Origin of the sequence: Tistrella bauzanensis (assembly GCF_014636235.1) — a bacterium.
Taxonomy (GTDB): Bacteria; Pseudomonadota; Alphaproteobacteria; order Tistrellales; family Tistrellaceae; genus Tistrella; species Tistrella bauzanensis.
In genome coordinates, this window is the sequence record NZ_BMDZ01000009.1 from 80,814 (window position 1) to 103,466 (window position 22,653).

Sequence of the window (22,653 nt, forward strand, 5' to 3'; positions counted from 1 at the left end):
CAAAGGGGCGGTCCGGCTGGTCTGCCGGTCAGCTCGCCTTGCGCAGCGGTTCCACCGGATCCCCCATGTCGACGATGCGCAGGACCGTTTGAATCCGCGCCTGCTTGCCGTCCTGAAAGGTGATGGTGGTGTCGATGTCGATCTTGTCCTGGCCGGCATAGATCGCGTCGATGATGCGGCCGTACCGGTCGTTGATGACGTTGCGGCGCACCTTGCGGGTGCGGGTCAACTCGCCGTCATCGGCGTCGAGTTCCTTGTAGAGCAACAGGAAGCGCTTGATGCGGTGCGCCTCGGGCAGCGTCGCGTTCACCCGTTCCACCTCGGCCGACAACAGGTCATAGACATCCTGGCGGGCCGACAGGTCGGTATAGGTGGTGAAGGCGATGCCGCGTTGTTCGGCCCATTTCGACACCACCGAATAGCGGATGCAGATGATGGCGGTGACGAAAGGCTTCTGATGGCCCAGCACCACGCATTCACCGATGAAGCTGGAGAATTTCAGCTTGTTCTCGATGAACTGAGGCGAGAACCGGATCCGGCCGCTGGTTTCGGCGATGTCCTTGATCCGGTCGATGACCACCAGATGGCCCTGCGGGTTGAAGAAGCCAGCATCGCCGGAATGCATCCAGCCATCGCGCAGATCCTCGCGGGTGGCCTTCTCGTTCTTGTAATAGCCTGCCATCAACCCGCCATGGCGGGCCACGATCTCGCCGACGCCATTCTCGTCCGGGTCGACGATCTTGACCTCGACCCCGGGGAACGGCTTGCCGACGGTGTTCATGTCGACATCGCCGGCCAGATGAACCGTGAAGGCACCGGCGGTTTCGGTCTGGCCATAGATCTGGCGCAGCGGCACGCCCAGCGCCTGGAAGAAGCGGAAGGTGTCGGGGCCGAGGGCGGCACCGCCGGTCGCGGCGGATTTGAGGTTCGAGAACCCCAGCCGGTCGCGCAGCGCGCGCAGCACGATGAAGCTGGCGAGCTTCGATGTCCGGCCCTGATCGACCGCCTTCAGCGCCCGCTTCATGCCGAAATCATAGAGCGCGTTCTTCAGCCGGGTGCTTTCCATCATCCGCGCGCGGACGTCGGCCGCGATCTGCTCCCACACCCGGGGCGCCAGCAGCACGAAGCTTGGCCCGATCTCGCGCAGATCGGCCATCATCGTCTCGGGTTCCTCGACGAAATTGACCCGGATGCGGCAGATCAGCGGCTGTGCCACGGCATAGATCTGTTCCATGATCCACGGCATCGGCAGCACCGAGACGTAATCATCGGCAGGCCCCTTGGGGTCGACCATCAGGTAACGGGCGCAATGTTCCAGGAACGACCGTCCGGCCAGCATCGCCATCTTGGGGTTCGAGGTGGTGCCCGACGTGGTGCACAGGATCGCCACGTCGCTGCCCCGGCCGGCGGCCAGTTCGCGGGCATAGCGGTCGGGTTCGCGGCCATGCAGCGCCCGGCCCAGCGCATAGACCTCGGCCAGATCCCTCAGCCGCGGATCGTCATACTTCCGCATGCCACGCGCATCGGCATAGACGATGGTGCGCACGGTCGGGATCTGGTCTTCCAGCTCAAGCAGCTTGTCGACCTGTTCCTCGTCCTCGCACAGAACCACCTGGGCGCCGGCATAGGTCAGCAGATAGGCGACCTCGTTGCCCATGGCGTCCTGATACATGGCGAGGCTCATGGCGCCGGCGGCCTGGATCGCGATCTCGCCATACAGCGCTTCGGGGCGGTTCTTGGACAGGATCGCCACCACCTCGCCACGGGTGACGCCAAGCTCGATCAGCCCCAGCGTCAGCTCGCGCACCCGGTCATTATAGTCGGACCAGGTGTATTCGTTCCAGATGCCGAATTCCTTCTCGCGCAGCGCCACCTCGCCGGGCCAGGTCGCGGCGTTATGCGCCAGCAGCTTGGGGAGCGTGTCGTGAACCGAGAAATCGGGGAACTGCTGCGTCATCACGCCACCGCCTCTTCGCCGTCGTCGTCATCATCCTCGCCCAGATAGGCCTTCTTGACGTGCTCGTTGTTCAGCACCTCGTCGGCGGAGCCCTCGGCGAGCTTGCGGCCGAAATCCAGCACCATGATCCGGTGCGAGATGTCGGCCACCACGCCCATGTCGTGTTCGATCATGACGATGGTCATGCCCCATTCTTCCGACAGATCGATGATGAACCGGGCCATGTCCTCCTTCTCTTCGAGGTTCATGCCGGCCATCGGCTCGTCGAGCAGCAGCAGCTTCGGGCGCAGCGCCACGGCGCGCGCCAGTTCCACCCGCTTGCGCAGGCCATAGGAAAGCTGGCCGGCGGTGGCCCGGCGGACATGGGCGATTTCGAGGAAGTCGATGATGTCCTCGACCGCGCGGCGATGGGCGAGTTCTTCGGTCTGCGCGCCCGTCAGCCAGTACAAGGAACCGGAGAGGATGTTGTTCTTCAGCAGGTGATGGCGCCCGACCATGATGTTGTCGAGCACCGACATATGGGCGAACAACGCCAGGTTCTGGAAGGTACGGCCCATGCCGAGGCTGGCGCGGTGATTGGGCGTCATCCCGGTCACGTCGCGGCCGTCGAACAGGATCCGACCCTCGGTCGGCGTGTAACGCCCCGAAATGCAGTTGAGCATGGAGGTCTTGCCGGCGCCGTTGGGGCCGATGATCGAGAACAGCTCTCCGGCGCGCACGTGGAAGCTGACTTCGGTCAGGGCGCGCACGCCGCCGAAGCGCAACGACACATCCTTGACCTCCAGGAGCGGGGTCTGGTCGCCCATGGGCCTTCGGTCTCCCTGTATGGGCGCATCGGGCAACGGCTCCCGTTTTCTCACCCGGAATGCCGGTGATGGCGGTTCCGGTGGATGCGCCTTTGTTCTTGTTTTGAATACCGTTTTGTAACGGCATTACATCATCGTGAACCTGGGGGGTCAAATCCCAAGTGGCATGATCACTATCTGTTTGCCATAGTTGCGAAGGCAAACCCAGCGATATTCTAATAACGCTGTTACCATACTGGAGGATGACCCCCGATGATCTTCGAGATGCGGCACGTGGACGTTGCCGGCATGCGGTTGCGCGTTCATCACGCGGTTGCGGAGCCGGCTGTTGCAGGGATCGGTGCCACGGCCATGCGCCGGCCCACCGTCGTGCTGCTGCATGAGGGGCTGGGCTGTTTCGAGCTGTGGCGCGATTTTCCGCAGCGCATCGCCCGCGCCACCGGCCTGGACGTGCTGGCCTATGACCGCCAGGGCTATGGCGGGTCCAGCCCGCTCGACCGCTGGCCGCGCCCGATCGACTATCTGAACCGCGAAAGCGAGGTCGTGCTGCCGCAGGTTCTGGATCATGCGGGGGTGGGCGAGGCGCTGCTGGTCGGCCATTCCGATGGCGGGACCATCGCATTGCTGGCGGCGGCGGCGCTGGGCAGGCGCATCGCCGGCATTGCCACCATGGCGGCACATGTCTTCGTGGAGGATATCACCATCGCCGGCATCCGGGATGCCGTTGCACTTTATGAAACGACGCTGACCGACCCGAAGGGGATGCGCGCCCGGCTGGCGCGTTATCACGGCGACAATACCGAAGGGGCCTTCCATGGCTGGTCGGATACCTGGCTGACACCGCAGTTCCGCGCCTGGGAGATGACCGGCCGGCTGGGCGCGATCGGCTGCCCGTCACTGATCATGCAGGGCGTGGGCGATGAATATGGCAGCCCCGCGCAGGTGGAGGCGATCGTGGCCGGCATCGGCGCCGATCTGCCCGGCGGTGCCCCGGCCGGGCTCGCCACCGGCCTGATGATCCCCGATTGCGGCCACAGCCCGCATATCCAGGCGCCGGCCGCGACCGACGCCGCCCTGATGCCGTTCCTGCGCCGGCTGGCGGAGGGCTGATGGAGGGGCCGGATGCCCTGCGCATCCGGCGGTTTTCGTGGACTTTCCGGGCGATCCCTGATATCACGGCGCGCGAACGCGGCATCGACGCCGCGACGTCTGCATGCGTGCCGATGATCCCGGATAACCGGGGCCTTGGCCACATGTCGGACGGCCGCGGCGGACTGTCCGACCTTCCGCCGCCCAGACTCCGCCCGCTCCGCCCGCACATCCGGCCAATCGCCGCGATCAGGCACCTGAGCGGGGGGCTTCACGGGTGTGTCGGTCCGGCCGGACCCGTCACCCGTCGCCCGAACGCGATGCCCGTCAGTCGACAAGACAAGGCGACAAGGTCCATCGTGAGGAGAAGGTCGTCGTGACAGCACACCGCCTTGACAGCTTCAGCACCCGGACGACCCTGACGGTCGACGGGAAGGCGTATGACTATTTCAGCCTGCCCAAGGCAGAGGCCGCCGGCCTCGAGGGTGTCTCGCGGCTCCCCTTCTCGCTCAAGGTGCTGCTCGAAAACCTGCTCCGTCATGAAGACGGCCGCAGCGTCACCGCCGGCGACGTGAAGGCGCTGGTCGCCTGGGTGAAGGATCGCCGCAGCGACCACGAGATCGCCTATCGCCCGGCCCGGGTGCTGATGCAGGACTTCACCGGCGTGCCCGCCGTGGTCGATCTTGCCACCATGCGCGCGGCGATGGCCGAGCTTGGCGGCGACGTCAACCGGATCAACCCGCTGTCGCCGGTGGATCTGGTCATCGACCATTCGGTACAGGTCGACCGTTATGGCACCGCCAGCGCGTTCCTTCAGAACGTGGCGCTGGAGATGGAGCGCAACGGCGAGCGCTATTCGTTCCTGCGCTGGGGCCAGAGCGCGCTGGATAATTTCCGCGTCGTGCCCCCGGGAACCGGCATCTGCCATCAGGTGAACCTGGAATATCTGGCCAAGACCGTGTGGTCGTCCGAGGAAGACGGCCGGATGCTGGCCTATCCCGACACCCTGGTCGGCACCGACAGCCACACCACCATGGTCAACGGCCTGGCGGTTCTGGGCTGGGGCGTGGGCGGTATCGAGGCCGAGGCCGCGATGCTGGGTCAGCCGGTCAGCATGGTCATTCCGGAAGTCGTCGGCTTCAAGCTGACCGGCCGGATGAAGGAAGGCACCACCGCGACCGATCTGGTGCTGACCGTCACCCAGATGCTGCGCAAGAAGGGCGTGGTCGGCAAGTTCGTCGAGTTCTATGGCGAAGGCCTGGACAACATGGTCCTGACCGACCGTGCGACGATCGCCAACATGGCGCCCGAATATGGCGCGACCTGCGGCTTCTTCCCGATCGACGGCGAGACCCTGAACTATCTGCGCCTGTCGGGCCGCGACGACGAGACCGTGGCGCTGGTGGAAGCCTATGCCAAGGCCCAGGGCATGTGGCGCGAGGCCGGTTCGGCGGACCCTGAGTTCACCGACACGCTGGAACTCGACATGTCGACCGTCGAGCCCTCGCTCGCCGGCCCCAAGCGCCCGCAGGACCGGGTGACGCTGTCGGACATCCCGGCCTCGTTCAAGGCGGCGCTGCCGACCCTGACCAAGAGCAAGGACACCGCGGCCGACGTCTCCGTCGATGTCGCCGGCACCGATTACAAGCTGGCCCATGGCCATGTCGCGATCGCGGCGATCACCAGCTGCACCAACACGTCGAACCCCGACGTGATGCTGGGTGCGGGCCTGGTCGCCAAGAAGGCGGCGGCGCTGGGCATGACGGTGAAGCCCTGGGTGAAGACCTCGCTCGCCCCCGGCTCGAAGGTGGTGACCGAATATCTGCGCGCCGCTGGCGTGCAGGACGCGCTGGACACGCTCGGCTTCAATCTGGTCGGCTATGGCTGCACCACCTGCATCGGCAATTCCGGCCCGCTGGCCGAGCCGGTCTCGGCGGCGGTCAATGCCAATGATCTGGTCGTGACCTCGGTGCTGTCGGGCAACCGCAACTTCGAAGGCCGCGTGAACCCGGATGTCCGCGCCAACTATCTGGCCAGCCCGATGCTGGTGGTGGTCTATGCGCTGGCGGGCTCGGTGCTGGTCGATGTCGCCAACGACCCGATCGGCGAGGACCGCGACGGCAAGCCGGTTTATATGCGCGACATCTGGCCGACCTCGGCCGAGATCCGCGACACCGTGCGCTCGGTGATCACCTCGCAGATGTTCCGCGGCGAATATGCCGACGTGTTCAGCGGCGATGCCGAATGGCAGGCGATCGAGGCGCCGGAAGGCGCCACCTATGTCTGGGACGAAAACTCCACCTATGTGAAGATGCCGCCGTATTTCGAGGGCATGTCGCCGGTGGCGTCGGACGAGATCGCCCCGATCAACGGCGCGCGCGCGCTGGCCATTCTGGGCGACAGCGTCACCACCGACCACATCTCGCCCGCCGGCAACATCGCCAGGAACAGCCCCGCCGCCAAGTACCTGACCGAGCATGGCGTGGCGCCGGCCGACTTCAACTCTTATGGGGCCCGTCGCGGCAACCATGAGATCATGATGCGCGGCACCTTCGCGAATGTCCGCATCCGCAACGAGATGGTCCCCGGTGTCGAGGGCGGTTACACCCGCCACGTGCCGACCGGCGAGCAGATGAGCATCTATGATGCCGCCATGCAGTATGTCGAGGCCGGCACGCCGCTGGTGGTGATCGCCGGCAAGGAATATGGCACCGGTTCGTCGCGCGACTGGGCGGCGAAGGGCACCATGCTGCTGGGCGTGAAGGCGGTGATCACCGAGAGCTTCGAGCGCATCCATCGCTCGAACCTGGTCGGCATGGGCATCCTGCCGTTGGTGTTCGGCGAGGGCTGGGATCGTTCGAAGCTCGGCCTCGATGGCACCGAGACCTATGACATCATCGGCCTGGGCAACGACCTGAAGCCCCGTCAGGCGCTGATCCTGAAGGTGACCCGCGCCAATGGCGAGGTGGTCGAGGCGCCGCTGGTCTGCCGCATCGACACGCTGGACGAGCTGGAATACTTCAAGAATGGCGGCATCCTGCATTACGTGCTGCGCCGCATCGCCAGCGGCGCCGCCTGATCCGGGCTGCTCCGTTGGTCTGACGACCTGAACCGCACATATCCGGCACACGCCCCGGCGCCATCTGGTGCCGGGGCGTGTGTCGTTTTGCAGACATGTCATGGAAGCCGGGCGGCCAAGGTGGCAAGCCCGGTGCAGCCATGTTTTACTGATCCTGACGGCTTCACCGGGCGCCAGTTCCCGCGCGTCGCGCGGCCTGCCCAGCTTGCTATTCCAGACAGGACGGCCCGCCGCCTTGGCCGGGCCGGGTTTCAGGGACCGATGACCACAGTTCTCGCCTCCGTCGCCGCGGTGCTGCTCAGCATCGCCATCGCCCAGCTGGGTAACGGCATGCTCTCGTCGCTGGTGGGTCTCAGGCTCGCGGCCGAAGGTGTCAGCACCATCGCCATCGGTCTGGTCGGCGCCGCGCATTTCGTGGGCTGGATCATCGGTGCCGCGACGGCGCAGCGCGTGATCGTGCGGGTGGGGCATATCCGGGCGTTCTCGGCCTTCGCGGCGATTGGGTCGGTGGCGATCCTGTCGCTGAGCTTCTTCCTGGATCTGGCGGGGTGGGCGGCCCTGCGGGTGGTGACCGGCTATTGCATGGCGGCCCTGTTCATGACCGCCGAAAGCTGGCTGAATTCCGCCAGCACCAACCAGACCCGCGGCAAGGTGCTGTCGGCCTACATCATTTCGCTCAATCTGGCCCTGGCCGGCGGCCAGTTCCTGCTGACGCTCGACGACGTCCGCTCGCCGGTGCTGTATGCCCTGGCGGCCATGGCGCTGTCGCTGGCGCTGGTGCCGCTGGCCCTGACCCGCAGCCTGACGCCGGAAATCCATGCCAGCCGCCGTCTGGGGCTGGCATCGCTGTGGAAAGTGTCGCCGCTGGGTCTGGCGGCGGTGATCTTCAGCGGCCTGATCATCGGCTCGATCCAGGGCGGCATGGGTGCCGTGTTCGCCAATGGCATCGGGCTGTCGACGCCCGAGATTTCAGCCTTCATCGCCACGGTCTTCGTGGGTGGGCTGGTGTTGCAGTGGCCGGTGGGCCTGTTGTCGGATCGTATCGACCGCCGCCGGGTGCTGGCGGGCGCCGCGATCATGGTCACCATCGGCAGCCTAGTGGTGCTGGCCGGTGCCGCCGGAATGACGGCGGCGGAGGTGCCGCGCGGCGGTGGCGTGCTCGCCGGCAGCGGGTTGCTCGCCGAGATCCTGTCGCCGAGCGCCGCCGTGTGGCTGTTGTTCATCGGTGCCGCGATCGTCGGCGGCGCCGGCTATGCGCTGTATCCGGTGGCCACCGCCCATGTGAACGATCTGGTCGAGCCGGGGCGGATGATCGCCGCCGCCGGCGGGCTGGTGCTGGGCGGCGGCCTGGGCTCGGCGATCGGCCCGATCCTGGCATCGGGTATCATGGAACTGATCGGCCCCTCCGGGCTGTTCGCCTGGGGCGCGCTGGCCGGTGGCGTTCTGGCCGCCTTCGCCATCTATCGCGCCCGGGTGCAGCCCAAGGTGCCGGCCAGCGCCAAATCGCCGATGGTGATCTCCCCGCGCACGACCCCGGCGGTGGCGGCCATGGCTACGGACATTTCAGGCGCCGAGGCGGCCCTGGAAAGCGATGACGGGATGATGGCCACCGAGACGACGCCGGATGCTCCAGCGCCAGATGCCCCGGCGCCAACTGAGCCAACGCCAGATGAACCGGTGCCAGTTGAGCCGGTGACGGCCGGCACGCCGCCGCAGCAGCCGGCACCCGAGGACACCACCACCCCGGCCTCGTCACCGCGCCGGCCCGAACAGGGCGGCAGCGGCATCTGACGCCCGGCCGCTCTCGACCGCCGCCGCCCCCTGAAACGGCCAGAACCCCGCGCCGGCCCATCGGGCTGACGCGGGGTTCTGGTCATGGCGCGCGCGGATGCGCGGGTCAGGCTGCCTGGCCGATCAGGCGCCGTAGGCGCGGGTCATCAGGCTGGCGAGGCGGCGGGCGAAGGCGGCCGGGTCGGCCGGGGCCTCGCCTTCGGCCAGACGCGCCTGATCGAGCAGCAGTTCCGCCGGCCCGGCCAGGGCCGTCACCCGCGCCTCGGTTTCGCCACCGGCCTCGGTGGCGAGGCGGGTGAGCGCCTTCAGCAGTGCATGGTCGGGGTTGATCTCCAGCATCGGCGCACGAGCGGGGCCCCCCCGGCCTGAACGGGCAAGCAGGCGTTCCAGCGCCGGATCGGGGCCATCGGCACCGGCGGCGAGGCAGGCCGGGCTGTCGACCAGACGCGCCGACGGCCGCACACCGCGGACCTTGTCGCCCAGTGCCCGCGCGATCAGATCGGCAAGGGCAGCACCGTCGAGCGTGCCATCGGCGGCTGTCGCGTCCCTGGTGGTGTCGTCGCCATCGGTTGCCGCGTCGGCCTCGGCCAGCTTGGGGAAGGCCGCAAGCTCGTCATCGCCGATCCGACCCACGGCCCGGATCGGCTTGCCGCCCCAATCGGGCGTCATCATCGTCCAGAAGCCGTCGATCGGATCACCCAGCAGCAGCACTTCCAGGCCACGGGCCTTGAAGCCCTCGATCTGCGGGCTGACCCGCGCCGCCTCGATGCTGTCGGCGACCATCACATAAATCACGGTCTGGTTCTGCTTCATCCGCGACACGTAATCGGCCAGGCTGGTCCAGCCATCGACCTCGGTGGAGCGGAAGCGGGCAAGGCCCAGCAGACGGTCGCGATTCTCGAAATCCTCGTACAGACCTTCCTTCAGCACCGCGCCGAAGGTGTCCCAGAATGTACCGTAAGCCTCGGCGTCGGATTTGGCGCGGGCCTCCAGTTCACCCAGCACGCGCTTGACCAGACCCTGGCGGATCTTGGTGAGCAGCGGCGTGTTCTGGAGCATCTCGCGGCTGACATTCAGCGGCAGGTCGGCGCTGTCGACCACGCCGCGCAGGAAGCGCAGCCAGCCGGGGAGCAGGGCCTCGCAGTCATCGGTGATGAACATTCGCCGGACATGCAGCCGCAGCCGGGGCTTGCGCTCCGGCTCGTAAAGATCGAGCGGCCGGTCGGTGGGGATGAACAGCAGGTTGGTGTATTCGATGGTGCCTTCATTGCGGTTGTGGATCACCGCCCAGGGCTCGTCGAAGGCATGGGCGATGTCGCGATAGAAGGCGGTGTAGGTCTCGGGCTCGATCTCGGATTTGGGCCGGGTCCACAATGCCTTGGCGGCATTGATGGTCTCGACGCCGGCATCGGTATCGTCCGTCGCCTGATCGTCGGCATCCTTGGCCTTGCTGCTGTCGAGCTTCACCGGCAGGGCCAGATGGTCGGACCAGCGCTTGACGACGCTCCGCAACCGGTAGGGGTCGAGATACTCCGAGGCGTCGTCCTTCAGATGCAGGATGACATCGGTACCGATGGCGTCGCGGTCGATCGGCTCGATGGTGTAGCCGCCACGGCCGTCGGAGGTCCAGCGGAAGCCCTGGGTCTCGCCCAGCCGGCGGGTTTCGACCACGACCTTGTCGGCGACCATGAACGCCGAATAGAAGCCGACGCCGAACTGGCCGATCAGGCTGCCGTCGGTCTTGGCGTCGCCCGACAGCTTCTTCGCGAATTCGGCGGTGCCGGAGCGGGCGATGGTGCCCAGATTCTCGATCAGCTCGGCCCGGTTCATGCCGACGCCGGTATCGGCGAGGGTGAGCGTGCGGGCCTTGGCATCGGGGATCAGCGTCACCGCCGGCTCGCCGGCGCCATCGGCCAGGCTGTCATCGGTCTGGGCCAGGAATCGCCGCTTGTCGCAGGCATCGGCGGCATTGGCGATCAGTTCGCGCAGGAAGACTTCGCGCTCGCTGTAGAGCGCATGGGCGACGATGTCGAGAATCCGGCCGACATCGGCATCAAACACGCGGGTCTCTTCAGTTTCGAGAGTGTCTTCGGCCATCGGGGTCGGCGTCCGTCTTTAGAGGTGGAGTTCAGGGCGGTAGAGAATGATCAGGGCCGGTCTGAACGACAGGCTCGCCCGCATATATGTGCGAGGCGTCACAGATCAAGGGTGCGGCCGCATCGGAGGTTGAAGAACGACCGTCGAGGCCGGCCGATGTGGCATCGCGGTATTGTCATCGCGCTTGCATCATTCGGCACTTGAACCGGAGGCGCCGACATACGATTCTTAAGGACATGATGATGTCGGCTGACGGGCCGTCCCGCCTGCGCGCGGTGCTCGGCCCCACCAATACGGGGAAGACCCATCTGGCCGTCGAGCGGATGCTGGCGCACCGCACGGGGATGATGGGTTTCCCGCTTCGCCTGCTGGCCCGCGAGGTCTATGACCGGGTGGCCCGGGCGAAAGGCGCCGACAAGGTGGCGCTGATCACCGGCGAGGAAAAGATCGTGCCGCCCGAGGCGCGCTATTTCCTGTGCACGGTTGAAAGCATGCCGCTCGACCTGGGGGTCGAGTTTCTGTGCATCGACGAAATCCAACTGGCGGCCGATCCGGATCGCGGCCACATCTTCACCGACCGGCTGCTGCATGCCCGCGGCTTCGCCGAGACCATGTTCCTTGGCGCCGAGACCATCGCACCCCTGCTGCGCCGGCTGTTGCCGGGCATCGAGATCGACAGCCGGCCGCGGATGTCGAAGCTGGCCTATACCGGCGCCAAGAGCCTGACCCGGCTGCCGCCGCGCACCGCGATCGTCGCCTTCTCGGCGGCCGACGTTTATGCGATCGCCGAGATCATGCGCCGGCAGCGCGGCGGTGCCGCGGTGGTGATGGGCGCGTTGAGCCCGCGCACCCGCAATGCGCAGGTCGAGATGTACCAGCAGGGTGAGGTCGATTTCCTGGTCGCGACCGATGCCATCGGCATGGGGCTGAACCTGGATGTCGACCATGTCTGCTTCGCGTCGACGCGTAAATACGACGGGCGCGACCTGCGGCCGTTGTCGGCGCAGGAACTGGCGCAGATCGCCGGCCGCGCCGGGCGGCATCTGCGCAATGGCAGCTTCGGCACCACCGCCGAGGTCGGCGGGCTTTCGCCCGATCTGGTCGACGCGATCGAGGATCACGATTTCCAGCCGCTGCGGCGGCTGTTCTGGCGGTCGCGGGCGCTGGATTTCCGCAGCATCGATCATCTGGTCCGCAGCCTGGACGTGCTGCCCGACATCGACGCCCTGGCGCCGGCGCCGCCGGCCGAGGATTATCTGGCCCTGGTTCATATGGGCCGGCAGCCGGAATTGCGCGAGCGCGCCCGTGGCCATGATGCGGTGCGGCTGCTGTGGGATGTGTGTCGGGTGCCGGATTTCCACGCGGCGGTGGGGGCGGGCCATGTCGGCCTGCTGCGCCGGCTGTTCCTGCATCTGACCCAGCCCGGCAATGAAGGCCGGCTGCCGGCGGCCTGGCTTGGTGACAATCTGGCCCGGCTGGACCGTGTGGATGGCGATCTGGACCGGCTGACCGAGCGGCTGGCCCGGATCCGCACCTGGAGCTATATCGCCAACCGGCCCGGCTGGGTGGCCGATGCCGGTGAATTCCAGATGATGGCGCGGCGGATCGAGGACCGGTTGTCGGATGCCCTGCACGACCGGCTGACCCAGCGCTTCGTGGATCGCGACATGGCCCGTGCCAGCCGGCAGGCCGAAGCCTGGCGGGCGGTGGAGCCGCTGGTCGCCCATGACGGCCGGGTGGATCTGGACGGGCGCGATATCGGCCGGCTGGCGGGCTTCGATTTCCGGCCCGACCCGGAGGCGGCGCTGCTGCTGGAGATCCGGCCGGTGCGCGAGCGGGTGCGCAAGGCGCTGCGCCGGTTCATGGAGGCACGTTTCGCCCGGTTGGCGGCGCTGCCCGATCTGTCGGCGCTCGTCGTGCTGGCCAACGCGTCGGCGGCGGACGAGACGGGTGGCGAGGGCATGCCCGGCGACGGCGCGGCCGACGGCATCGACGTCCGGATGGACGGCGCGGTTCTGGGCCGGCTCGGCCGTGACACGGAAGGCCGGCCACGGCTGGTGCTGCCGCATCGCGACCATCTGCCGCCCGAGCCGCTGGCGGATCTGGTGCGACGGGTTGAACAGGTGCTGGCCGATCGCGCGGCCGAAGCCGATGAGCCGCTGCTGCGACTGGCGGCCGGGGCGCTGAAAGGCCCGGCGCGCGGCATCGCATTCCAGATGGTCGAAGCCGGCGGCATCACCGATGCAACCATTGCCCGCGATCTGGTCGCCGGGCTCGACGATGATCAGAAGCGCCGGCTGGCGCGATTCGGGGTCAGGCTGGGCCGGCGGTATCTGTATCTGAAGCCGTTGTTCGAGCCGGGGCGGATTGCCCTGCGCCGGCCGTTCATCGCCGCCCGCAGCGGGGCGTTGCTGCCTGAAGCCGCCGACGGCGTGCGCACCTCGCTGAGCCTGGATCTGCCGGTGTCGCCGGCACGCGCCACCGCGTTGCGGACGGCGGGCTATGTGGTGCTGGGTCCGCGCGCGGTGCGGGTGGACATGGTGGAACGGCTGGACGCGCAATGCCGGGCATTGCTGCGCGGACCGCAGGTGGCGGGCGGCAGCGCTGTCGACACCGCCCTGCTGGCGCCGCTGGGCTGCCCGCCCGCCGATGCGCCGGCGCTGCTGGCGGGGCTGGGCTATCGCTGCCAGGCCGGCGAGGACGGCCGGGTGATGCTGCTGCCGCAAAAGACCCGCCGGCCGGCCAGATCGCGTGACAAAGGCACCGGAACCGCGGCGCCTGTGCGCAATGCTCCATCGGCCGATGGGGTGGTGGAGGCGCCTGCCGCGCCCGCGGCCCGCAAGCCGCGCCGGGGCGGCAATCCTGGTGCCACCAGACCGGCGCCGGTTGCCGCCATCGATCCGACAAACCCCTTCGCCAAGCTCGGCGCCCTGTTCGCAGGGCCGGGCGGCCAGGACGCCGCAGCCCCCGATGAGGCGCGGCGGAATACCCCAGCAGGCTCAGCACGAATCCGCAGAGGTGCCAGCCGATGACCCAGAGGACTGCCGCCAGCCCGATCCGTTCCACCGCCACACGTTCCACGGCCATGGCGAACGCCATGACCACCACCGGACAGCAGTCGCCGGCCCGGACCGCCAAGGATGCCGGTGCCGATGCGACGGCCCTGTTCATGGAAGGTGCCGCGGCTGCCAGCCGTGATGCTGCCGCCGAAGCCGGTGGCCGCCAACGGCTGGACAAATGGCTGTGGTGTGCCCGGTTCTACAAATCACGAACCCAGGCCGCGAAGCTCTGTGCCGATGGGTTGATCCGCATCAACCGCATGCCGGTGACCAAGGCGGCGCAGGTGGTGAAGCCCGGCGACGTGCTGACCTTTCCCTGGGGTAACAAGATCAAGGTGGTGCAGGTGTCGCGGATCGGCGCGCGGCGGGGCCCGGGCGACGAGGCGCGGGGCCTGTATCTGGACCTTCGGCCGGCGGATGCGGATCTGCCGCCGCCGCGCGCGACAGCGTGCAATCCCGCGGTGATCTGACACACCCTGTCATTCACCCTTGCGGCAACGCCGGAAAAATGCTTCCACAAAGGACTTTTCCGGCGCCGTGGAATCAGTATGGTTGCGTCAGAAGACAGGATCGCGGCGCGATAACGCGCGCCCCGGTTGTAAAATAGGACGCGCCGTCCGACGCCTGCACCCGCTTGCCGTCCTACGCCGCCGACCGTGTTCCCGAGGAGAGCAGCATCATGGCCTACGTGGTCGTCGACAACTGCATCAAGTGCAAGTATCAGGACTGCGTCGAGGTGTGCCCTGTGGATTGTTTCTACGAGGGCGAGAACATGCTGGTCATCCACCCGGACGAGTGCATCGACTGCGGCGTGTGCGAACCGGAATGCCCGGCTGAGGCAATCAAGCCGGACAGTGAGGATGACCTGGAGACCTGGGCGGAACTGAACCGGAAATATGCCGAGCTCTGGCCGAATATCTCGCGCAAGGGCGAAGCCCCGGCGGACGCCGACGAATTCAACGGCGTGCCCGACAAACTTGCGAAGTACTTCAGCGACAAGCCGGGTTCTGCCGACTGATCAGTCGAAGCCCGGCTGCATCACGCATCATCCTGACGGTCATGCGGATACGGCCCCGCGCACATGCAGCCAACGCATGTGCGCGGGGCTTTATCTCGTGGCCCCGTCATGGTATCTTCATTTTTGCACTGAGGTGACGATTCTGAGGCGACTTGACGCGTCTCCCTGGGCGCGGCCAACGGTTGTCCGATCATCGACCATCGATACCGATTGTCGATCACCGGGCAACCGCTTGACGGCGCCCCGATCGTTGCCGAACCAGCGTTCATTCGGCCCCGGGCACCAGCCCCCGGCCATAAGCGTTTTCCCGTAGCGGCACGCCGCGTTCAGCATGCCCAAGCGTTCACGCCCCCCCGTGGACGCCGTCCGATGGTTTTCCATGGATCCTGCCGGGCCGTCGATGCGGCTGACGGCAGGATGGGTATGCCGGTGGCGCTGCGGGAGCGGATTGTCAGAACGGAAGCGGAGCCATGGCGAAGAAGAGGTTCGGTACCGGCGACATCGTCGTCTATCCGGCGCACGGCGTCGGCAAGATCGAAGCGGTTGAGGCACAGGAAATCGCGGGTATGGCCCTCGAACTCTATGTCATCCGCTTCGACGACGACCGCATGACCCTGCGGGTGCCGGTGTTCAAGGCGGAGAAGGCCGGTATGCGCGCCCTGTCGACCCAGGGCGAGATGACGACGGCCCTCGATACCTTGAAAGGCCGCGCCCGCGTGCGTCGCGCCATGTGGAGCCGCCGCGCCCAGGAATATGAAGCCAAGATCAATTCGGGCGACCCGACCTCGATCGCGGAAGTGGTGCGCGACCTGCACCGCGCCGGCGATCAGGCCGAGCAGTCCTATAGCGAGCGCCAGATGTACCAGCTGGCCCTGGACCGGCTGGCCCGCGAATATGCCGCGGTCGAACAGCTTGACCTGAAGACGGCGGCGATCCAGCTGGAAATCCTGCTGGACCGGGCCGCCTGATCCGACGATCTGCGGCCGTGTCGGACCGCAGACCGCCGATGCCTTCGAAAAGCCCCGCCTGGAGCGATCCCGGCGGGGCTTTTCATGCGTGGAACCGATGGGGCCAGGGCCGGTTTCAGTCAGGATACCGGTTTCAATCAGGATGCCGGTTTCAATCAGGATGGTGGCAGCACGCTGTGATGATTTTGCTGGGGCCGGGGTGATCCGCCCGCTCGCCGCACGCGTAAAGGCAGGCATCAAGGCGACAGTCCGCGCAGCATGACGGGAGGCGGCCATGGCCAGTTTCGACATTCAGAACGCGCAGACCGCCGACCGGCAATATGTCCGCCGGTCGATGGCGGTCCCCCTGCTGACGCGTGAGGATGAACAGGATCTGGCACGGGCCTGGCGCGACCGGGGCGATGTCGATGCCCTGCACCAGCTGGTCCGCGCCTATGCGCGGCTGGTGGTGAGCCTGGCATCGAAGTTTCGCAATTATGCGATGCCGATGGGTGATCTGGTCCAGGAAGGCAATGTCGGGCTGATGATGGCGGCCAGCCGCTTCGACCCCGACCGCAATGTGCGTTTTTCGACCTATGCCATGTGGTGGATCCGGGCTGCGATCCAGGATTTCATTCTGCGCAATCATTCGATCGTCCGCACCGGCACCACCGCCGGCGACAAGTCCCTGTTCTTCAACCTGCGCCGGTTGCGGGCCCGGATGGGCGAGGGCACCAATGGCCCGATGAGCCATGAGGCACGGCTGAAGATCGCCGTCGATCTGGGCGTGAGCGTGGAGGCGGTGGAAGCCATGGAAGGCCGGCTGTCGGTCGCCGATCACTCCCTGAATGCCGGGCTGGACGAGGACGGTGGTGATAGCTGGATCGATTTCCTGGCGGATGACCGGCCGAGCCCCGAAGAGGTGGTGGTGGAGCTGCGCGACAGCGACACCCGGTCGCGCTGGCTGAAACGCGCCTTGACCGAACTGAGCCAGCGCGAGCGGGTGATCATTCATGAACGCCGGCTGCGCGAGGACGCCGTGACCCTGCAGGAGCTGGGCCACGAACTGGGGATCAGCAAGGAGCGGGTCCGCCAGATCGAGCAGCGCGCCATTGAAAAGCTTCGGACGTCGATCACCCGCCAGATGCGCGAGGCTGATCAACGCCTTCGGATCGAGGCGGTGGCGGGCTGAGCCCGGCCGCCTCAAACGCGGTTCAGTCTTCCGGCCATCGAGGTTGCCGGTCGGGGATTGGACATACTGTCGCATGTCAAGTATCCCTTGGCCCCGGCCGTTCAGGTCGGGGCCGCTTTTCGTCTGCACGGCGCGCAACACCCGAAGGATGCCGTCGCCGGGGCGGACCGTCCGCGCCGGGTGAGACCGGGTTGAAGCCGGCGGGCCAATGCAACCCGATGGTGACTAAAGCGCTGTTCGGGCGGCTTCGGCGCGAATATGGCGGGGGCGGGTGATAGGCTGAAGGTGCCTGATCGCCGGCTCACCGCCGGCGCCCGATCGAAAGGCTCTCCGATGACCACCCGCCCTCCACCACCATCGACCGATCACGCCCCGCCCCCTGAAGGCTTCACGCCGCATTTCCGCGACAGCCCGCTGACCGATCCGTGGAAGCCGCTCTGGTCCAGGATCGTGGACCGGACGGTGATCCTGGGGCTGTGGCTGGCGGTGCCCCATACCAATTCACGCGGTCTGGCCCATGGCGGCCTGATCTCGGCCCTGGCCGACAATGCCATGGGATTGAGCTGCGCCTTGCAACTGCCCGAGGGGGCGGCACCGCTGACGGTCAGCCTGTCGGTGGATTTCATCGGCAGCGGCCGGATCGGCCAATGGCTGGCGGTGACGCCGCAGGTGATCCGTGCCGGCGGCACGCTCGGTTTCGCACAATGCCTGGTCACGGCCGACGGCGCCGCCATCGCCCGCGGCAGCGCCACCTTTCATGTCGCCCGGCGCTGATATCCCCCACGTCGGCGGCTGCCCGGCAGACCATGGAGACATCCCATGACCGACACATCCCCTTCCGCCCTTGATGCCCTTGCTCTCGATGCCCTGGGCCAGCGGCTGCGCGGCTTCGTGCTGGCGATGCCCGCGGCCCGGCTGCTGGGGTTCAGTTTCGTCGAGGTGGCGCCCGGCCGGGTGGTGCTAGACTTGCCGTTCAGGCCCGAGCTTGGCGAGCATCAGGGGCTGTTCCAGGGCGGCATCATCGGTGCGCTGATCGATTTCGCCGGCGGGTCCGCCAATGCCACCGGGCTTGGCGCCGATCAGGCGCTGGTGACGCTGGATTACACCGTGAAACTGCTGCGCCCGGCCCGCGCGGCCGGGCTGCTGGCCCGCGCGCGGGTGATCGATCCGGGCGGCCGCATCGCGGTCAGCGCGGTGGATGTCGTCTGCCGCGACGCCGACGGGGCCGTGCCGGACGACCGGCCGGTGGCGACGGGGCTGGTCTCCACCCGGCGGGTGGACCTGCGCCCCGGGCGGCCCGCCGGGGTGTGATCCTCACTCGGTGACGATGCGCACTTTCTGGCCGGTTTGGGGATTCTGGCCGGGCTCAAGGCCGTTCAGCAGGCGGAACAGGTCTTCCGGCCGTTCATTCACCGCCATGCGCTTGACCAGACTGGCGGTGGTGTCGTTGCGCCCGACCGTGACGATGTCGATGCGCAGCGGCTTGACGGCTCGGGCCTCTGCCTCGGTCAGCCGGCGGAAGCTGTAGGTGAAGCGGCGCAGGCTGTCTTCCACCTTGGGCAGCACGTTCACCGGGGTGATCAGTTGCAGGCGATAGACCGATTTATCGTCGGCGCGGATGATCACCGGGCGCACCTCCAGCGTGGCGCCGCCGCGGTCGCGCACCCGGGCATGGCCGGTGGCGGCATCCAGGCCGTTAATGGTGATCCGCTCGACATTCTGAAGCGGCGGCTGGCCCTCGGCGGCACTGCGCGACAGGATCGTGGTCAGGGCCATGCCCTTGGGGGCGGCGCCCATGTCGAACACGAAGCGGGCGCCATCGGGGCCATAGCCGGTGATCGCCTCGTCGCTGTTGATGATGACGTAATCTTCCGGGGCCTCGAACGCGAAGCGCAGATCCGGATGCCGGAAACTGCGGCCGTTGAGCACGCCTTGCGACAGTGACGAGCCATAGATCATGCCGTCGATCGCGTTCAACTGCGGGTCGATGTTGCGCACACCGGTGGCGCCCCCGGCCAGTTGCACCGCGCGTTCCACCCGTTCGGGCGTGCGCGGATGCGAGGCCATCAGGTTGAACTGCTCGGCCGGGTTGTCCTGCCCGCGCAGGGCGGCCTCATAGGCCGAATAATCGTTCAGGCGCTGAAGGAAGCTCGCCATCGCGCCGGGGTCATAGCCCGCGGCCTGAAGATAGCGGGTGCCGCGCTCGTCGGCCTCGAATTCCTGATCGCGGCTATAGGATTGCAGATAGACCTGGGCGCCCATATTGGCGATCTGGCTGACGACCTCGCTGCCCAGCACCGCGCCCAGCAGGCCGGCGCCGACCTGGGCGATCATGCCGCTGGTCATCCGCTGGGCTGAATGCCGGCCGGTCACGTGACCGATTTCATGAGCGATCACGCCGGCCAGTTCCGCCTCGTCGCGCGCCAGCGAGATCAGGCCGCGGGTAACGTGGACATAGCCGCCGGGCAGGGCGAAGGCGTTGACGATCGGGCTGTCGATGATGGTGAAGGTGAAGGGCTGGTCGGCCATCTCGGTCACCGACATCAGCCGGAAGCCGATATCCTCGACATAGCGCTGGAGCTTCTCATCCTTGTATTCGCCGCCGAAGGCCTCGACCAGCTTGGGGTGTTCCTCGGCACCCATCCGGGCCGCCTGTTCGTCGCCGACCAGGCTGAAGCCCTGGCCGCCGGCGGGGCTGCCGGCGCAGCCCGCCACCGCCAGACCGATGGCGGCGGCCCCCATCAGACGGCGCATGCCGTGCTTCAGCCCCCGCCGCGCCGGGCGCGGCACCAGGGCGGACGCCTCCCCATGGCGGGCATCTGCGGGTGAGGGGCTGGTAGAGACAGGGCGGACGACTGATGGCATGGGCTGGGCCTCGCGGTCAGGGGCGGCTGCGGGCAGGGCTGCTGCAGTGATGACATGGGGACGCTCCGCTCAAGATGGCGGCTGCGGCGGTTGCGCGCAACCCGTGGCGGCGTGACAAGGCTGGGGCGATCGCATCCGCCTCCTGTGCCAAAGCGGTGACCGCCGCTTGCATGACCGGGCTGCGATGGGCGACACTCAGGCGACAGGCGGCGATCGCTGCCTGCGTTGCGGTTGATGGCGCCGCCGCGGTTCTCCCACCCTTTGGGATACAGTGTCGATGATGGATGCCGGCTCCCGCGATCTTCACCCGCCGATCGAGGCCGATGCCGGCGGGCAACTGGATCTGGGCGATGGTCATGTGATGTCGTGGGAAGCCTGCGGCCGCCCCGACGGGGTGCCGGTGGTGTTCCTGCATGGGGGGCCAGGCACCGGGGTGGAGCCTGCGCATCGGCGGTTCTTCGACCCCCGGATCTGGCGGGCGGTGCTGTTCGACCAGCGCGGCTGCGGCCGCTCGACTCCGCATGGCGAAACCCGCGCCAACACCACCGACCATCTGGTGGCCGATATCGAACGGCTGCGCCGGCATCTGGGCATCGAGCGCTGGGCGGTGTTCGGCGGGTCCTGGGGCTCGACCCTGGCGCTTGCCTATGCCACCACGCACCCTGACCGGGTGACGGCACTGATGCTGCGCGGCATTTTTCTTGGCACCGATGCCGAGGTGGCGTGGTTCCTCCACGATATGGGCCGGTTCTTCCCCGAAGCCCATGCGGCCTTTCTGGCTCAACTGCCGGTCAGCGCCCGCGCCGATCCGCTGGCGGGTTATCTGCCGCTGTTGATGGACCCGGACCCGCGCGTGCATGCGCCGGCGGCACGGGCCTGGTCGGGCTATGAAACCGCCTGCGCCACCCTGCGCCCGCCGCCGCCTGCCGCCTTCACCGGCGCGAGCCCTGTGGCGCTCGATCGCGGGGCGCTGGCGGTGGCGCGGCTGGAGGCGCATTATTTCGCCCATCGCTGCTTCCTGGCCGCGCGGCCGCTGCTCGACCGGATCGCGGGCGACGAGCGGGTGCGCGAACTGCCGGTGCATATCGCCCAGGGCCGCTATGATGTGATCTGCCCGCCCGACGCCGCCCACCGCCTGGCGGCGACGCTTGGCGCGCGGGCGGTGCTGGAAATCATCCCCGATGCCGGCCATTCGGCTTTCGAGCCCGGCACCCGCCGTGCCCTGGTCCAGGCCGCCGACCGCTTCGGCCGCCAGCTTGCCCGCGGCGGGCGCGCCTGAGGGGCCTTCCGGGAACGCCTTGGGTCTTTCGGGCAAGGGGCTTTCATGATAGGAAAGGTCCAGCCGCCGCCGCGCCTGTCTGCCTCACCTCAGACGCCACCGCCGCCGCGCCCGGCGTCTCCGTAGCTCAGTAGGATAGAGCACAGGATTCCTAATCCTGGGGTCGCAGGTTCGAATCCTGCCGGGGACGCCAGTTTTTCAAGAGCTTAGTTTGTTGCATGTCACGGGCTTTACAGTTTTGCCTGGGCTGGTTTTACAATGGGCTTCATGCAAATCTTCATTATGTTCATGAATCTCATCATACTTGTTTCGGGTCTGCTGGGCTTTTTTGCACGGCGAGTACCTGTGAAAGGGGGGGGATTTCTTGAGAGGCAGAAGCGTCTTTTCTCTATTGGTGGAGGGGGCGTACACGGGGTCTGAGAAACGTGGAGGGTAGGCGCTCCTAGGCGAAATTCACATGGACATCGAGGCAGACCCTCTGTCGACACGTGTGAATATCGCAAAGATGAACATCATTTTTGCTTTTTTATTTCCTTGAATTACTCAAAAATTTTCGAATACTTTCTCTTAATTTAGATTTAATATAATATAGAGGTGTGTATATATACGCCACATATTGTCCTCTTGCTTATGCCTATCCGCATGTTGTATTTTCGAGACTGTGTGCACGCTAGGTGCTCTCTTGTTTTACTTGAGGCGGTCAATGAACCACGATCTGGAATATCTTTTGGAGAGAGCCAAGTCAGTCCGCATGACGGCTCATGACAAAGAAGAGCAGAGGCGGAGCTTTGTCTATGGGAACACAAATATCGAGAATGGAATCATAACCCGTAAAATGGTCAACGAGGTTATCGAAGGTATAGATAAGCATGGCTGAAGATGATCGGCACTCCAAGACGGATGAGCCTGCATTAATATCTGGTGCCGATGAAAAGGCGCGCCGTGAGATTGCGAACGCTAGTGCGCAGTTTGACCTTATGGTGAGTTATATAACGGAGTGGGTGGCTTACACTGACCGCCCATTCCGTTTTCGGCCCTCTATGATATTGGATCTGCAGCGCGCTGCCTTGAATGGCCTTAGTAGTCATGCGGGAACTTTTAGAGCTTCGTCGGTAACGATTTCGAAATCGGCGCACCAGCCTCCGGGGGCGCATTTAGTTCCTCGCTTGGTGGAGGATATGTGTGATTATATAAATGACAACTGGAGACAAAAATCAGCGACATATTTGTCTGCATATGTTCTTTGGAGATTAAATTGGATCCATCCGTTTGATGATGGAAATGGTAGAACATCAAGAGCGGTATCTTACGTTATACTATGTGTCAAAAGCGGCATTCTTCTGCCGGGTGAGAAGACAATCCCCGAGCAGATTTCCGCTAATAAAACACCCTATTGAGGCTGTTGCCGAATGCCCGCTACCCATGGTTTGACGCCGTCTGCTGACGGCTTGGGAGCTTGGCGGGGGTCTCGCGC

At 66.3% G+C, this 22,653-nt stretch carries 16 protein-coding genes and 1 tRNA gene; 13 read left to right on the forward strand and 4 right to left on the reverse strand.

All coding sequences use genetic code 11. The features are described 5' to 3' along the window. Positions 1-28 precede the first annotated feature (28 nt). Together IEW15_RS06205 and IEW15_RS06210 are read right to left on the reverse strand one after the other, a co-directional pair. On the reverse strand, positions 29-1,957 hold the full coding sequence (locus IEW15_RS06205) for a long-chain fatty acid--CoA ligase (RefSeq protein ID WP_188575873.1): 1,929 nt from the start codon (positions 1,955-1,957) through the stop codon (positions 29-31). Then, positions 1,957-2,763, reverse strand: coding sequence for an ABC transporter ATP-binding protein (locus IEW15_RS06210; RefSeq protein WP_188575875.1), 807 nt, complete (start codon positions 2,761-2,763; stop codon positions 1,957-1,959). The genes IEW15_RS06205 and IEW15_RS06210 overlap by 1 nt, the downstream gene beginning before the upstream one ends. A 252-nt stretch (positions 2,764-3,015) precedes the next feature. Between IEW15_RS06210 and IEW15_RS06215 the strand changes: the two genes are divergently transcribed. From IEW15_RS06215 to IEW15_RS06225, 3 genes are all read left to right on the forward strand, one after another. After that, complete coding sequence (locus tag IEW15_RS06215; protein ID WP_188575877.1) at positions 3,016-3,873, forward strand: alpha/beta fold hydrolase; 858 nt, start codon at positions 3,016-3,018, stop codon at positions 3,871-3,873. Positions 3,874-4,228: 355 nt separating this feature from the next. Next, positions 4,229-6,931, forward strand: a complete 2,703-nt coding sequence (acnA, locus tag IEW15_RS06220) for an aconitate hydratase AcnA (protein WP_188575879.1) — start codon at positions 4,229-4,231, stop codon at positions 6,929-6,931. Positions 6,932-7,192: 261 nt separating this feature from the next. After that, positions 7,193-8,722: an MFS transporter gene (locus IEW15_RS06225; protein WP_188575881.1), complete on the forward strand. Its 1,530-nt coding sequence runs from the start codon at positions 7,193-7,195 to the stop codon at positions 8,720-8,722. A gap of 123 nt (positions 8,723-8,845) precedes the next feature. Here the strand turns inward: IEW15_RS06225 and htpG are convergent, their stop codons facing one another. Beyond that, on the reverse strand, positions 8,846-10,819 hold the full coding sequence (htpG, locus tag IEW15_RS06230) for a molecular chaperone HtpG (RefSeq protein ID WP_188575883.1): 1,974 nt from the start codon (positions 10,817-10,819) through the stop codon (positions 8,846-8,848). Between the two features lie 236 nt (positions 10,820-11,055). On the opposite strand from htpG, the gene IEW15_RS06235 reads away from it, so the two are divergent. The 7 genes from IEW15_RS06235 (at position 11,056) to IEW15_RS06265 (ending at position 18,346) form a co-directional block, all read left to right on the forward strand. Then, on the forward strand, positions 11,056-13,851 hold the full coding sequence (locus IEW15_RS06235; protein ID WP_188575885.1) for a helicase-related protein: 2,796 nt from the start codon (positions 11,056-11,058) through the stop codon (positions 13,849-13,851). Next, positions 13,848-14,348 carry an RNA-binding S4 domain-containing protein gene (locus tag IEW15_RS06240; RefSeq protein WP_229707856.1) on the forward strand — a complete coding sequence of 167 codons (501 nt, stop codon included), beginning with the start codon at positions 13,848-13,850 and terminating at the stop codon, positions 14,346-14,348. The genes IEW15_RS06235 and IEW15_RS06240 overlap by 4 nt, the downstream gene beginning before the upstream one ends. 209 nt (positions 14,349-14,557) lie before the next feature. Next, the gene (gene fdxA, locus IEW15_RS06245) at positions 14,558-14,896 is read left to right on the forward strand and encodes a ferredoxin FdxA (protein ID WP_188575887.1); all 339 of its coding nucleotides are present in this window, start codon (positions 14,558-14,560) and stop codon (positions 14,894-14,896) included. Positions 14,897-15,366: 470 nt separating this feature from the next. Continuing rightward, a complete protein-coding gene (locus tag IEW15_RS06250; RefSeq protein WP_188575888.1) occupies positions 15,367-15,864 on the forward strand; it encodes a CarD family transcriptional regulator in 498 nt (165 codons plus the stop codon). A 274-nt stretch (positions 15,865-16,138) separates the two neighbouring features. Then, positions 16,139-17,035, forward strand: coding sequence for an RNA polymerase factor sigma-32 (locus IEW15_RS06255; protein ID WP_188575890.1), 897 nt, complete (start codon positions 16,139-16,141; stop codon positions 17,033-17,035). 333 nt (positions 17,036-17,368) lie between these two features. Then, positions 17,369-17,809 carry a PaaI family thioesterase gene (locus IEW15_RS06260; protein WP_188575892.1) on the forward strand — a complete coding sequence of 147 codons (441 nt, stop codon included), beginning with the start codon at positions 17,369-17,371 and terminating at the stop codon, positions 17,807-17,809. 45 nt (positions 17,810-17,854) lie between these two features. Then, entirely contained in the window at positions 17,855-18,346 is a 492-nt protein-coding gene (locus tag IEW15_RS06265) for a PaaI family thioesterase (protein WP_188575894.1), read from the forward strand. A gap of 3 nt (positions 18,347-18,349) precedes the next feature. On the opposite strand, the gene IEW15_RS06270 is transcribed toward IEW15_RS06265, so the two are convergent. Continuing rightward, entirely contained in the window at positions 18,350-19,789 is a 1,440-nt protein-coding gene (locus IEW15_RS06270; protein ID WP_188575896.1) for a M48 family metalloprotease, read from the reverse strand. A 388-nt stretch (positions 19,790-20,177) separates the two neighbouring features. On the opposite strand from IEW15_RS06270, the gene pip reads away from it, so the two are divergent. The 3 genes from pip to IEW15_RS06285 all read left to right on the forward strand — a co-directional run bounded on the left by pip (position 20,178) and on the right by IEW15_RS06285 (position 22,576). After that, positions 20,178-21,179, forward strand: a complete 1,002-nt coding sequence (gene pip, locus IEW15_RS06275; protein WP_188575897.1) for a prolyl aminopeptidase — start codon at positions 20,178-20,180, stop codon at positions 21,177-21,179. A gap of 116 nt (positions 21,180-21,295) precedes the next feature. Further along, a tRNA-Arg gene (locus tag IEW15_RS06280) sits at positions 21,296-21,372 on the forward strand. Positions 21,373-22,048: 676 nt separating this feature from the next. Continuing rightward, positions 22,049-22,576, forward strand: coding sequence for a Fic family protein (locus IEW15_RS06285; protein WP_188575899.1), 528 nt, complete (start codon positions 22,049-22,051; stop codon positions 22,574-22,576). Positions 22,577-22,653 lie beyond the last annotated feature (77 nt).